Below are 13,058 nucleotides of genomic sequence, written 5' to 3' on the forward strand. Positions count from 1 at the left end.
ATAAGCTTATATTCACTTTGGCAATGACCATTTGGGGCTGTTCTTTCCCGGCATTGGGTGAGGATCGGGACAATCTGGAAGAGGCGGATTTGCTGCAGCTGGAAGTGTACATCAATGATGTCACAACCGGCCTGATTGGTGAATTCCACCGGACGGAAGATGGTCGGATCATGGTGCGTGAACAGGAGTTGAGAGATGTTGGCATCAAGCCCAATCCAGCGGCAAGAAATGCCGATGGCCTGATTGTCCTGGACCGATTGCCCAATGTCACGCATCGCTATGATGAAGAAAACCAGACGCTGCATTTTGAAACCACCGATGACTATCGCGAGCCGCGCCAGCTGGACGCACGGGCAAAAGGCGGAAAAATGGACGGGGAGGAGGAAGAGGAGCTGGCGGAAAGCAGCATTGGCGCCTATGCAAACTACCGGCTTTATACGAGTTTTCACAGCGAGGAATTCTTTTCCGGGCCAGCGTTCCAGGGGGCTTCCGGCGTGTTTGACACGGTCGGCTTTTCGCCTCTGGGCCATATTGACAACAGTTTTCTGGTCAAGACCAATTCCGGCTTTGACGCGCTGGATACGATCCGCCTGAGTTCAAGCTGGAACTATCACGACCAGAAGTCGATGATCAGCTACCGGCTTGGTGATCTGGTCTCTGGTGGTCTGCAATGGACGCGGCCAGTCTATCTGGGTGGGGTGCAGATCCGGCGCAATTTCGGCCTGCGGCCAGATCTTGTCACCATGCCGATTCCAAGCTTTTCCGGTACGGCTGCGGTGCCTTCCACGCTGGATGTCTATACCAATGGCTCGCGCAGCTATTCCACCATGATTCCCGGTGGCCCGTTTGAAATCAATAATCTGCCGATTGTCTCCGGCCCGGGCATGGCCCGTATTGTGGTGCGCGACGCCTCCGGCCGCGAAGTGGCGCAGGATGTGCCATTCTTCACCTCATCCAAGCTGTTACGTCCGGGTCTTGTCGATTTCTCGCTGGATGTGGGTTTTGCCAGGCATTACTATGGCATTTACTCAGACATGTATGACAGCCGCCTGATGGGCTCGGCAACCATTCGCTGGGGAGCGACGGAAAAGCTGACGCTGGAAGGGCATGCCGAAGGCGGTGGCGGGCTGATCAATGCCGGGCTGGGCGCCACTTTCGCCCTTGGCCGCAATCTGTTTTCGACCGCCTTGGCTTACAGCACATATGAGGGGCAGACGGGGTATCAGCTCGCAGGCTCCTATGAGGTGAAGTTTGACGGCTGGCAGTTTTATTTGCGCAGCCAGCGGACATTTGGCACATATCAGGATATTGCCGCGGTCACGGCGACCAATCCGCTGACAAATGATCAAAGCCTGCTGCTGCCCCGCAATTATGCCCGGCCTGCCAAGGCGATTGATCAGCTATCATTGTCTTTTCCGGTGTTTGATCTCGGCAGATTCAGCGTCAACCTTGCCAATATCGAGAATGCAGGCGGGCGGACGAACCGGGTTGCCAGCATCAGCCATAGCCGGCCCCTGTTTGGCGGCACGGCTTTCCTGAGTGGCTATATGGATTTTGGCGAGACCAGCAATTACGGCATATTCCTGGGCTTCACCCGCTCGTTTGACAACCGGATTTCGGCCAGCCTGTCCAGTTCAATGACGCAGGATGGCCTCAATCTGGTCACGGAACTGCGTCGCCATGAAGACAATAGGCCGGGCAGCTATGGCTGGCGCATTGTGGATTCGGAGGGCCAGAACACCTATCGTGGCGCAGCGGCAAGCTATCGTGGCAAGCATGGACGCGTCGAAGCCTCTGTTCAGCAAATGTCCGATTCAAGCATGGCTTCGGCTGCAGCGGAAGGGGCGATTGTTGTTGCTGGCGGCGATGTCTTTTTCGCCAATCAGATCAACGAGTCCTTTGCGGTCGTGGATGTCGGCGCGCCGGATGTCGAAGTCTTCAACAACAACCGTTCCATGGGCAGAACCGGCCGTTCCGGCAAGATCATCGTGCCGCAACTGCAAAGCCATCTGGCCAATACGGTCAATGTTGATCCGGTCAACCTGCCGGTCCACCACACATTGGCGGAGACCAGCCGGCGCGTCATACCGGCGCGGCGGTCAGGGGTGGTGGTGGATTTCAAGAACAAGGCGGCAGGCAATGCGGCTCTGGTCGGCTTTCTCGATCCGAGCGGACAACCGATTGCGGTTGGCTCGCTGCTGATCTTGTCGCACAGCAATGAGGAATACACCATCGGCTATGACGGCCAGGTTTTCCTGGAGGATCTCAAGGCACACAACAAGGTTGAGATCACCCTGCCCAATGGCCAGACCTGCCATGCAGCTTTCAATTTTACCCCGAAGGCGGAACAGACATTCATTGAAGGAGTGGTCTGCCAATGAGAAGCTTGCAGCTTGCCCTGTTCATGGTCAGCATGCTGATGATGGCAGTTCTGATCCGGCCGGATGCGGCACAAGCACAGTTGGCGGATTGCAGTGTCTCGTCCGGCCTCCTGACCTTTAGCGGCTTTGATATATTGAGTGGCGAACCTGTCGCGGGCTCGACCACTGTGAATGTCACCTGTGATTTCCTGGCAACGTCCTCCATTACCGTGTGTCTGGGCATCAATGCCGGCACGGCGGGTGCGACAGGCGCCGACCGCCATCTGAGCAATGGTCTGATGAAGATGACATATCGTCTTTATCAGGATCCGGCGAGAACCATACTCTGGGGCTCGGACAGTGATCCGGCGCTTGGCAATGCCTTGCCCGTCACGATGTCGGCGCCCTTTCCACGTGGTACGACGACTGTGCCTGTCACCATCTATGGCCTGCTGAATGGCTCGCAGACAGAGGTGCCGATTGGCAATTATCTGTCCAACCTGACGATTACCGTGCAATATCCGACCGTCGAAGCGCCGCTTCTGAGTGATTGCAGCATGATGGGCAATTATATGCCTGCCGCAACGCAATCCAATCTCAACGTGCTCGCGAGACTGATAAAGAGCTGTCACGTGACAACACAGGATATTGATTTCGGCTCTCACCAGGCGCTCGACACCACGATTGAGGCAACCGGCAAGGTCAATGTCACCTGCACCGGCGCAACATCTTATGCGATCGGTCTGGAGATGGGAGAGCATACGGCAACAACCCGCCGGATGAAGAATGGTTCGGATTATATCATCTATGGTCTTTATCAGGATGGAGCCTATCAGCAGCCATGGGGCACGCTCCAGAGTGGACAGGCCAAATTTGGTGTCGGCAATGGCCTGACACAGGCGCACACGGTCTATGGGCGTGTGCTGCCGCAAAAGACGCCGCCGGTAAAGACCTATACCGACAGTGTGGCTGTTACGATTACTTATTAGGTATCTGGCGCATTCTTTTCCCGCAGGAATGTTCTGTCCTCGCCCGTGGCGTCGCGTGCGGGCTGTCTGGCTTGTTTCCAGTGGGAGAGGGCAAAGAAAATGGCCGCCTTGACGGAAAAGGCGGCCATTTTCTTTCACGGAATCAAGGTCTTACTTCTGCAGATCGTAGCGATCGGCGTTCATGACCTTCACCCAGGCAGCGACGAAGTCCTTGACGAACTTTTCCTTGTTGTCGTCCTGTGCGTAGACTTCCGCATAGGCGCGAAGGATCGAGTTCGAGCCGAAGACGAGGTCGACGCGGGTTGCCGTGTACTTGACTTCGCCCGTCTTGCGGTCACGGATCTCATAGAGATTGTGACCAACCGGATGCCACGAATAGGACATGTCGGTCAGCGTGACGAAGAAGTCGGTGGTCAGCGCGCCAACGCGATCGGTGAAGACACCATGGCGGGTGCCGCCAAAATTGGTGCCGAGAACGCGCATGCCGCCAATCAGGACGGTCATTTCAGGTGCCGTCAGGCCCATGAGCTGTGCCCGGTCGAGCAGCAGTTCTTCAGGGGTGACGACATATTCCTTCTTGGCCCAATTGCGGAAACCGTCGGCGACAGGTTCCAGAACGGCGAAGCTTTCAACGTCGGTCTGTTCCTGCGTCGCATCACCGCGGCCCGGTGCAAATGGCACTTCAATATCGAAACCGGCAGCCTTGGCAGCCTGTTCGATACCATAGTTGCCACCGAGAACGATGACGTCGGCAATGCTTGCGCCGGTTTCGGCGGCAATCGGCTCAAGAACCTTGAGCACACGGGCCAGACGTTCCGGTTCGTTGCCTTCCCAGTCCTTCTGCGGTGCAAGGCGGATACGCGCGCCGTTTGCACCACCGCGATGATCGGAGAAGCGATGGGTGCGGGCGCTGTCCCATGCTGTTGCGATGAGATCCTGGATCGACAGGCCGGAAGCTGCGATCTTGGCCTTGACGGCTGCAACATCATAATTGGTGTTGCCGGCCGGAACCGGATCCTGCCAGATCAGGTCTTCTGCCGGGACATCCGGGCCGAAGTAACGGGCCTTCGGGCCCATGTCGCGGTGGGTCAGCTTGAACCATGCGCGGGCAAAGGCGTCCGAGAAAGCTTCGAAGTCGTTCATGAAGCGCAGAGAGATCTCGCGGTAGATCGGATCTACCTTCAGCGCCATGTCCGCGTCCGTCATCATCGGCATGGTGCGGATTGACGGATCTTCAACGTCCGCAGGCTTGTCTTCCTCGGCAATGGTGATTGGCATCCACTGCCATGCGCCAGCCGGGCTGCGGGTCAGCGTCCATTCATGGCCGAACAGCATCTTGAAGAAGCCGTTGTCCCACTTGGTCGGTTCGGTTGTCCATGCACCTTCAATACCCGAAACCACGGTGTCGCGGCCAATGCCACGGCCCTTGGTATTGACCCAGCCAAGACCCTGATATTCGGGGCCGGCAGCTTCCGGATTGGGGCTCAGATCTGCAGGATTGCCATTGCCGTGCGCCTTGCCGATCGTGTGGCCGCCAGCGGTGAGGGCAACGGTTTCTTCGTCATTCATACCCATGCGGGCGAAGGTTTCGCGCATCTGGGCAGCGGTCGCCATCGGATCCGGCTTGCCATTGACGCCTTCAGGGTTGACGTAGATCAGCCCCATCTGCACGGCAGCAAGCGGGTTTTCCAGCGTGTCCGGCTTGGCCACATCGCCATAGCGGCCATCGCTTGGCGCCAGCCATTCCTTTTCATCACCCCAATAGGTGTCCTTTTCAGGGTGCCAGATGTCTTCACGGCCGAAGCCAAAGCCAAAGGTCTTCAGGCCTGCAACTTCATAGGCAATGGTGCCAGCCAGCGCGATCAGGTCAGCCCAGGAGATACGGTTGCCGTACTTTTTCTTGATCGGCCACAGCAGACGGCGGCCCTTGTCGGTGTTGACGTTATCCGGCCAGGAATTGAGCGGAGCAAAGCGCTGGTTGCCCGTGCCGGCGCCGCCGCGGCCATCGGAGGTGCGGTAGGAACCTGCAGCATGCCACGACACACGTCCCATCATGCCAACATAGCTGCCCCAGTCTGCCGGCCACCATTCCTGGCTGTCGGTCATCAGCTTGCGCAGATCGGCCTTCAGTGCCTCAACGTCAAGCTTCTTCAGCTCTTCGCGATAGTTGAAGTCCTTGCCAAACGGATTGGTCTTGGTGTCATGCTGATGCAGAATGTCGAGGTTCAGGGCGTTTGGCCACCAGCTCATGACAGACTGGCCGAGGGAGGTGTTGCCTCCGTGTATGACCGGACATTTGCCGGCCGGTGTGGTTTTTGTGTCCATTGTTGTTCTCCAATTTCCCTGACGTAATGGATCGGCTTTCATGGCGCCGCGGCACACGCTCCCACAATCGTGGCCCATACCTTCGGAACCATTTACCTGAGAACAGGTCTAAACAAGCCAAGTGATAAATTCCAATTGTATATTCTAAAAGCTCCGATATATTTTACTTATGATTGGTTTGTCGATGAAACACCTGCGTTATTTCGACGCTCTGGCCAGGCTTGGCCATTTTGGACGGGCGGCGGAAGCATGCGCCATTTCGCAACCTGCGTTGTCGGTGCAGATCAAGGAACTGGAAGAACTGCTGGGCGCACCATTGGTTGAGCGTGGGGCGCGCCAGATTCGCCTGACCAATCTGGGTGAGGAGTTTGCCGGGCGGGTGCATGCGATCCTGCGCGCGGTTGATGAACTGGGCGATTTGGCCCGCACGGCACATGGGCCGCTTTCCGGGCGCTTGCGTCTGGGCGTGATTCCTACCATTGCGCCCTATTTGCTGCCGGATGTGATCACGAGTCTGACCCGGCGTTATCCGGGGCTGGAGCCCAGACCACGAGAGGCGATCACGCAAAAGCTGATTGAGGATCTGCTGGAAGGCCGGCTTGATGCGGCAATCGTGGCCCTGCCGGTTTCTGAACCTGCACTGGCGGAAGTGGCGCTGTTCGAGGAGCATTTCGTGCTGGTGCGCCCGGAATCAGAGCGACAGAAGCCGGTGCCCAATGCCGAGAATCTGAGCCGGATGCGGCTTCTGCTGCTGGAAGAGGGCCATTGTTTTCGCGAGCAGGCACTTTCCTTCTGCAACATATCCAATGCGCCGCCGAGTGATCTGATGGAAGGCAGCTCGCTGTCCACCCTGGTGCAGATGGTGAGCGCGGGCATCGGGGTCACGCTCATTCCGCAAATGGCGGTTTATACCGAAACGCAACCGGCAAGGGTCTGCGTGTCGCGTCTTGCCGATCCGGCGCCATCCCGGATGATCGGCATGATCTGGCGAAAGTCCAATCCGCTGGCGTCGCAATTCAACCAGATTGCCGAGATTGTGCGTGAAGTCGGGTTTGCCAAACTGGCCATGACGGCGAAATTCCTGAGTGAACCGGAATGAGCAGTTTCAGGAAAAATGGTGCCGTTTTTCCGTCCGGAACTGCGAAACAGCAAAATGCTGGAGCAGTTCAGAATTTCCATGAAAATCCGGATTGCGCCAGCCTGCCTAGAGCGTCAGGCTCGACAGAACCTCGATGCTGCGGTCTTCATGAAGCGCGGCAAGGCTGCGGCCAAGCGAACGCAGATAAGCATCACGCTGCCTGTTGAGCGCGATGATTTCCTCTTCATAAAGCGTGACGAGGGCAGTGAGCCAGCGGTTGACCAGATAATCAGGCTCGGCCATTTCGACATTGAAGCGTTCAAGCAGGCTGTTTGTTGCGTCTGCATCACGCCATTCACCACCAACCACCCATTGATTGACGGTAAACAGCCGCCTTGGCTTGCCAAGTGCATCAACGCCAATGGCAATCAGATGGCATGGCGCGCTGTCGCGGCCGTTGGGGCGGACAAAGCAATGAAAATGTCCATGTTCGCCAAGAGCGGCGGAATCCATATGGCAATGATAATACCATTGCGCACCGCTTGCCGGATCATAGGCATCCTTTTCAGGATAGTGTTTCCAGGTCACCAGCCCTTGCGCGGGCAGGATGCGAAGCAGCACGCTCGAACCGGACTTGGCAAGAATGGCCTCGCAATAGGCCATTTCCTGTCTGGCGCGCTGTTTCGCCGGGCTGTCCATCAGATGGCTCCTGCCGAGCAGGGATTGCCGCCTGCATCCGGCTCTGACGGTTCCGGGGCGGGCGCTGCACCGCCACTATATTGATCGGCGAGATCATCATAGTTGCGCGCGCCGGGGGCAGCCGGAACGGCCGCGGCGCAGGGATTGAAATTTTCATCCTGTGCGAGTGCCGGCTTTGGCGCTTCGCTGGTGGCATAATCGGCGGCAATCGCTCCAAGGGCGGTCAGAAGCGAGGCGCCGAACAGCAATGTATTTTTCGTGCTCATTTTTTCCTGAATCCATCAAGGCCAAACAGGGGGCGAAGGCCAATGCCAAGCAGACTGCCAAGGAAGGCCATGACAAACCAGACCCAGCCATGCAAGCTGCCGGAGGCAATGCCGCTGAACAGGGCGCCAATATTGCAGCCGAAGGAAAGGCGTGCGCCATAGCCCATCAACAGCCCACCAAGGATGGCGGCAAGCCAGGAGGCAAAGGGCACCTTTGATTTCACGGCAAACCTGCCGGCAAGGCTGGCAGCAAGGGCCGCCCCCAGAATGACGCCGAAATTCATCACCGACGTCACATCATTGAGCGCGCTCTGATTGAGCGCACGTGCCTGTGCCGGGGCTTTCCAGAACGGCCATTCGCCAACCCGAATGCCGATGGCATTGAAAATCTTGGCGCCCCAAAGGCCAAAACCATAGGTCACAGACCATGGATGTCCGGCAAGAAAGAGGGTGAGAATGTTGCCAAAGGCCAGAACCAGCGCAGCAATGATGAGCGGCCATGGGCCATGGACAAGTTTGGCGGGCGAAAAATCCGCAAGGCCGTCGAACATGCTTTCGACATTGCCATGCTTGCGCCTTTCCAGAAAGGCCAGCACGCCAATGACCACGGCAAGCGCCGCCAGCGTGATGAGCGTGCCATTGACGGCGCCAAATGTTTCGCCCAGCTTGATGGTGGGCAGTGAAGGCAGGGAAAGCCAATAGGGCAGATGTGCCGTGCCGACGGCGGCACCGATGATGAAGCCTGTCAGCGTCACCAGCATGCGGCTTGAGCCGCCGCCAACCGTAAACAGTGTGCCGGAACCACAACCGCCGCCCAGCTGCATGCCAAGACCGAAGATAAAGGCACCAAGAATAACCGAAACACCAACCGGCGCCCATGCGCCGACGAAGGTTTCGCCAAACGGGTTCAAGCCACTCATCAGCGGGATGAATACCAGGGCAGTCAGACCGATCATCAGAAACTGCACGCGCATGCTTCTGGAGCGGCCTTCGGTGGCAAAGCGTTTCCAGCCGCCGGTAAAACCAAAAGAGGCGTGATAAAGCGTCAGACCCAGCAGGCCGCCAGTCAGGAAAAGCAGCGCCTGCGTGACGCTGACGAGCGAGCCTATGACAAAAACACCGGCCACAAAGGTCAGAAGGACGATCGACAGGGGAGAGACATCGATGGTTCTCGATTGTGGGCGCAAGTCAACCGCAGATAGAGTCATTTCATTCCATTCCTTTATATGCGGTTCTTATCTCACGACTGATCGCGCACGGAAAATAAAGACAATCCTTAAATAAGGGTGCGCGCAAAAATTCTCCCTCACTACGATTGAAAGTTGAGCATTTTATTTCTTTTGCACCGCTTTCGGACTGGCTATTTTCTCGTGACAGTTTGACAGGACGGTAAAGTGAAACAAAATTTTCCAAGCAGAGCGTTCCTCGCCATCGCGCTTGTTCTGGCGCCGATTTTCTCTGGCTTCATCCCTGCATCCGCCTATGCGCAAGCTCAGCACGCGACACTCGTGCAATATGATGCAGATACGGATCTCAAGGCTCTGGCGGCCAAGGGCAATACGGTCCTGTTCTTCTTTGCTACCTGGTGCCCGAATTGCATTCTGACACTGACGGAGTTGCAGGAAAAATGGAGCGAGATCGATCCCTCCGTCACCCTTGTGATTGCCGATTATGATCAGGAAACGGCGCTGAAAGCGCAATATGGCGTCACCTATCAGGACACATTTGTGCTGCTCGACAGGCAAGCCAGGGGCGTCAAGCTGTGGAATGCCGGCGGGATTGCTGGTCTGAATGCCAATGTGCGGGCGCAATGAATCTTGTCTTTGCATTCGTTGCCGGGGTGGTGACGGTTCTGTCGCCCTGTGTTCTGCCGCTTCTACCCATTATTCTGGCCAGCTCCACGCTTGAGGGGCGCGGACGCCCCATCGGGCTGATTGTAGGCTTTGCCGTCTTCTTCACCACGATCACGCTGGCGCTCAGTCTTGTGGTTCGGCAATTTGCCATATCGCCAGACATCAATCGCACCACTTCTGCCGTCATTTTCATCCTGCTCGGCCTTGTTCTGGTCGTGCCAGCCTTCAAGGTGCAGTTTGAGCTTGTCGCTTCGCGTTTTACGGCCAGATTCGGCATGGCCAGAGGGAATGTCTCGGGTTTTCCCGGCGGCTTTCTTGCCGGTGCGGGGCTTGGGCTTGCCTGGACACCCTGCGTTGGTCCGATCATGGCCTCTGTCATCACTTTGGCGCTGAACCAGCAGACCACGCTTGCCTCGGCATCAACCGCCATTGCCTTCAGCCTTGGAACGGCCTTGCCCATGGGGCTTGCCGTCTATTTCGGCAACCGGCTCTACAGCCGTACGCATTTTCTCAAGCAATACAGCGCGCGCATTCAGCAGCTCATGGGGCTGGTCATTCTGCTCGTCGGGTTTTCCATCTGGTTCGGTGTGGATCGCGTGATTCAGATCGCCCTGTTTCGGGCTTTCCCCGGCTGGGACGCAGCGCTCACCGGTTGGGAAAGGTCGCTGGTGAAATGACTTATTAGAAATCTCTATCTCAGAGAAAAATATGCTCCTAAGTCGCTGATATTTGGCAGTTCTTTGATTGTTTCGGCGGGGCTGGCTGCTAAAAATGGAGAAAATTTTTCAGGAGAATACGCATATGTCAATCTTAACCGCCAAACGTTTCCTTGTTGCCAGCGCCTTGTCCGCATTGGCTGTAACGGCCGCCCCGGCAATCAGCACGATTGTTCCGGCAGCCGGCATGAACATGGAAGCCCGTGCGGAACAGGCCGCTTTCCCGATCATCATCAGTGAGGATCAGTTCCGGCAGCTGGCAGAAAAGGGCGCAAAAATCGTCGATTCGCGCCAGCCTGCCGCTTATGAGAAGGGTCATATTCCGGGTGCGGTCAATTTGCCCTGGGCAAAGCTGAATGTCTCGGAGCGTGATGGCATTCGCAATGAATTTGCCGAAGATGCAGTTTTTGAGGAAGTCATCAGCGAAGCCGGTCTGAAGACGGATGACATCATCCTGCTTTATGATACCAATTCGCTGCCGGGCCGTGCCTTTGTTGCGCTGGAATATGCCGGTTTCAAGAATATCCATGTGCTGGACGGCGGCATTGGCGCCTATGGCGGCGAGCTTTCGACCGAACCAGCCAAGGTTGAAAAGTCTGATTTCAAGTTGGTCGACAAGCACGATATGCGCGTGGACAAGGCCTATGTGGAATCCAGGCTGAAAGCCAAGGATACGGTGATTGTTGATGGCCGGAATGCCGATGCCTTCGTCGATGGCCATATTCCGGGCGCAAAGTCGCTCGTTGCTGCAAGCCTGCTGACCAAGGACAAGAAGGTTCAGCCGGAAGACGTGCTGAAGAATCTGCTGGCTTCGCGCGGTATTGATAAGGACAAGGAAATCCTGTCCTATTGCGGTAGCGGTGTGGCTGCGTCCAACAACTATATTGCGCTGCGCAATCTCGGCTATACCAATGTGCGCATCTATGACCAAAGCTGGGATGAATGGAGCCGCGATCCCAAGGCTGGCCAGGCGATTGCCCTTGGCAATTTTACCTTTGCCGGTGACGAACTGGCAAACAGTGACAACAAGCAGGACGGCCCGCATTTCCTGACGGCTGATCAGGTCAAGGAACTGTCGAAGCAGCCGGATGTTGTCGTGCTCGATGTACGCTCGCCGTCGGACTATAGTGCCGGCCAGATTCCGGGTTCGGTCAATGTGTTCTGGGACTCGACGCTGGACGACAATCGCGTGCTGAAGAATCCGGAAGAACTGAAGAAGATCTATGCGGAAGTTGGCGTCACGCCGGACAAGAAGGTGATCCTGTTTACCCGCGGCGGTGTCCAGCTCGCACATTCCTACACCGTGCTTTCGCTGCTCGGCTTCAAGAATGTCGATTTCTTCACGGGCAAGTTTGAAGGCTGGGAAAACGGCGCTCTGAAGAAGGGCTGAGCCTGAAGCCTGCACGAATCCTGGCCACCGGTTCGTCGGTGGCTTGGTTCGTGGCGCAGCCGGCCTGGACATGGCTATATGTGCTTGAGTGCTCAAGGACTGGAACAATCAGTCCGGCAGATCCCGCGCTGGCCGCATGGATTGTTCAGGCAGCGGGAGAATGGATTTCTTCAGTCTCGCGTCTCATTGCCGGTTCCATTCGAGGGCGGCGAATGGGGAATATTGCAAGGAGTCGGGACGGTCTGTTCAATGGAATGGCTCAAGAAATGCAAACAGCCACCGGAACTGTCCGGTGGCTGTTTTGTGCAGCATGTTCTGGCAAGTATTAGTTCTGTGGCTTCTGGCCACGATGTTCCTTCTTGTCCTTGCCCTTCTTGTGCCCGTCCTTGCCGTGCTTGTGTGGGCCCTTATGGCCGCTCTTGGCGTCATGCTTGTGGGCCTTCCTGACGTCGCGCATTTCACTGCGGTCAATCTGACCGTCGCCATTTTTATCAAGCTTTTCAAAACGTTCCTTGCGCTGCTTTTCAATCGCATCAAGGCTGATCTTGCCATCCTTGTTCACGTCAAGGCGACGTTCGAGGCGGTCGGCCTCACGGGCGACCATACGCTTCAGGGCCAGAGCTTCAATTTCTGCGCGTGACAGTACACCATCACCATCGGTGTCGGCTGCCTTCAGCTCATCCATGCGCGAGAAGGTTTTGAAATCAACCGGGCCGCGCCTTGCGCCAGCATCGGTCTTTTCGATCTTCATGCCATCCGTCGCAGGAGCAGCTTTGTTGTCGCTGGCACCTTGTGCAAATGCACCTGTCGAAACAATGGCTGCCGATACTAGAGCAAGCATTGCAGTCTTGGCTTTCAGCATATTTGTATCTCCTTGTATAGATTCTGTATTGGTCGGGTTTTACGCAGTCCGATGCCTTTAAATGGGGTCATCTGGTCAGACCGAGATTTTTAGTTCGTGAGCATAAGGTAGGAATGATTGCCGGGATTGCCAATTAATTATGTGTAATAATCATGTAATGTTAAAAATATAGCAAAAACAATTAGATATGAAGACTGTAGGGGTGGTTTGTCGCTTGCACCGCGTGGCGACTATAATTCCGCCAGTGGGGAAGATGAAGAAAGGCCGGCGCCTTGTTATCAAATATCAAGTGTCCTGAAGTGCATGAATGGTGCGCTCAATTGAGTGCCTGGTTGCGGCTATGGAGCGCCATCTGATGTCGTACTTATGGTGAGCCGGTATATGCGTGAAATCTGTGATTGCAAGTCAATCAAACCATGCAATTAAAAAATGCTAAATTAGAGCCCGACTCAACATTTCATTTTTGCGATACGCCTCGTCATTCGCCTGATTGAGGAGATGAGCATCCAAGCTTGTGACG

The 13,058-nt window shown here is 56.2% G+C and carries 12 protein-coding genes; 6 read left to right on the forward strand and 6 right to left on the reverse strand.

Annotation, left to right across the window (positions count from 1 at the left end):
* Positions 1–23: 23 nt before the first annotated feature.
* A complete protein-coding gene (locus ACFO1V_RS06275; RefSeq protein ID WP_374833540.1) occupies positions 24–2,381 on the forward strand; it encodes a fimbria/pilus outer membrane usher protein in 2,358 nt (785 codons plus the stop codon).
* The gene (locus ACFO1V_RS06280) at positions 2,378–3,349 is read left to right on the forward strand and encodes a Csu type fimbrial protein (RefSeq protein WP_374833495.1); all 972 of its coding nucleotides are present in this window, start codon (positions 2,378–2,380) and stop codon (positions 3,347–3,349) included. The genes ACFO1V_RS06275 and ACFO1V_RS06280 overlap by 4 nt, the downstream gene beginning before the upstream one ends.
* On the opposite strand, the gene ACFO1V_RS06285 is transcribed toward ACFO1V_RS06280, so the two are convergent.
* Positions 3,346–3,477, reverse strand: a complete 132-nt coding sequence (locus tag ACFO1V_RS06285; protein ID WP_374833493.1) for a hypothetical protein — start codon at positions 3,475–3,477, stop codon at positions 3,346–3,348. The two genes, ACFO1V_RS06280 and ACFO1V_RS06285, sit on opposite strands and share 4 nt — an antisense overlap.
* A 22-nt stretch (positions 3,478–3,499) precedes the next feature.
* Entirely contained in the window at positions 3,500–5,674 is a 2,175-nt protein-coding gene (katG, locus tag ACFO1V_RS06290) for a catalase/peroxidase HPI (RefSeq protein WP_374833491.1), read from the reverse strand.
* A 169-nt stretch (positions 5,675–5,843) separates the two neighbouring features.
* Between katG and ACFO1V_RS06295 the strand changes: the two genes are divergently transcribed.
* Positions 5,844–6,773, forward strand: a complete 930-nt coding sequence (locus ACFO1V_RS06295; RefSeq protein WP_374833489.1) for a hydrogen peroxide-inducible genes activator — start codon at positions 5,844–5,846, stop codon at positions 6,771–6,773.
* Positions 6,774–6,878: 105 nt separating this feature from the next.
* Here the strand turns inward: ACFO1V_RS06295 and ACFO1V_RS06300 are convergent, their stop codons facing one another.
* Genes ACFO1V_RS06300 through ACFO1V_RS06310 form a run of 3 tightly spaced genes read right to left on the reverse strand, consistent with a single transcriptional unit; the run spans position 6,879 to position 8,925 of the window.
* Positions 6,879–7,451: a DUF6969 family protein gene (locus ACFO1V_RS06300; RefSeq protein WP_374833487.1), complete on the reverse strand. Its 573-nt coding sequence runs from the start codon at positions 7,449–7,451 to the stop codon at positions 6,879–6,881.
* Positions 7,451–7,717 carry a hypothetical protein gene (locus ACFO1V_RS06305; RefSeq protein ID WP_374833485.1) on the reverse strand — a complete coding sequence of 89 codons (267 nt, stop codon included), beginning with the start codon at positions 7,715–7,717 and terminating at the stop codon, positions 7,451–7,453. The genes ACFO1V_RS06300 and ACFO1V_RS06305 overlap by 1 nt, the downstream gene beginning before the upstream one ends.
* Positions 7,714–8,925, reverse strand: coding sequence for a YeeE/YedE family protein (locus ACFO1V_RS06310; RefSeq protein WP_374833483.1), 1,212 nt, complete (start codon positions 8,923–8,925; stop codon positions 7,714–7,716). The genes ACFO1V_RS06305 and ACFO1V_RS06310 overlap by 4 nt, the downstream gene beginning before the upstream one ends.
* A gap of 186 nt (positions 8,926–9,111) precedes the next feature.
* On the opposite strand from ACFO1V_RS06310, the gene ACFO1V_RS06315 reads away from it, so the two are divergent.
* The 3 genes from ACFO1V_RS06315 (at position 9,112) to ACFO1V_RS06325 (ending at position 11,676) form a co-directional block, all read left to right on the forward strand.
* Positions 9,112–9,531, forward strand: coding sequence for a TlpA family protein disulfide reductase (locus tag ACFO1V_RS06315; protein WP_374833481.1), 420 nt, complete (start codon positions 9,112–9,114; stop codon positions 9,529–9,531).
* A complete protein-coding gene (locus ACFO1V_RS06320; protein ID WP_374833479.1) occupies positions 9,528–10,247 on the forward strand; it encodes a cytochrome c biogenesis CcdA family protein in 720 nt (239 codons plus the stop codon). The genes ACFO1V_RS06315 and ACFO1V_RS06320 overlap by 4 nt, the downstream gene beginning before the upstream one ends.
* A gap of 124 nt (positions 10,248–10,371) precedes the next feature.
* Positions 10,372–11,676, forward strand: coding sequence for a sulfurtransferase (locus tag ACFO1V_RS06325; RefSeq protein WP_374833477.1), 1,305 nt, complete (start codon positions 10,372–10,374; stop codon positions 11,674–11,676).
* Positions 11,677–12,001: 325 nt separating this feature from the next.
* Here ACFO1V_RS06325 and ACFO1V_RS06330 read toward each other — a convergent pair whose 3' ends face one another.
* Complete coding sequence (locus ACFO1V_RS06330) at positions 12,002–12,535, reverse strand: EF-hand domain-containing protein (RefSeq protein WP_374833538.1); 534 nt, start codon at positions 12,533–12,535, stop codon at positions 12,002–12,004.
* Positions 12,536–13,058 lie beyond the last annotated feature (523 nt).

It is taken from the genome of Daeguia caeni, assembly GCF_042653845.1.
GTDB lineage: Bacteria > Pseudomonadota > Alphaproteobacteria > Rhizobiales > Rhizobiaceae > Brucella > Brucella caeni.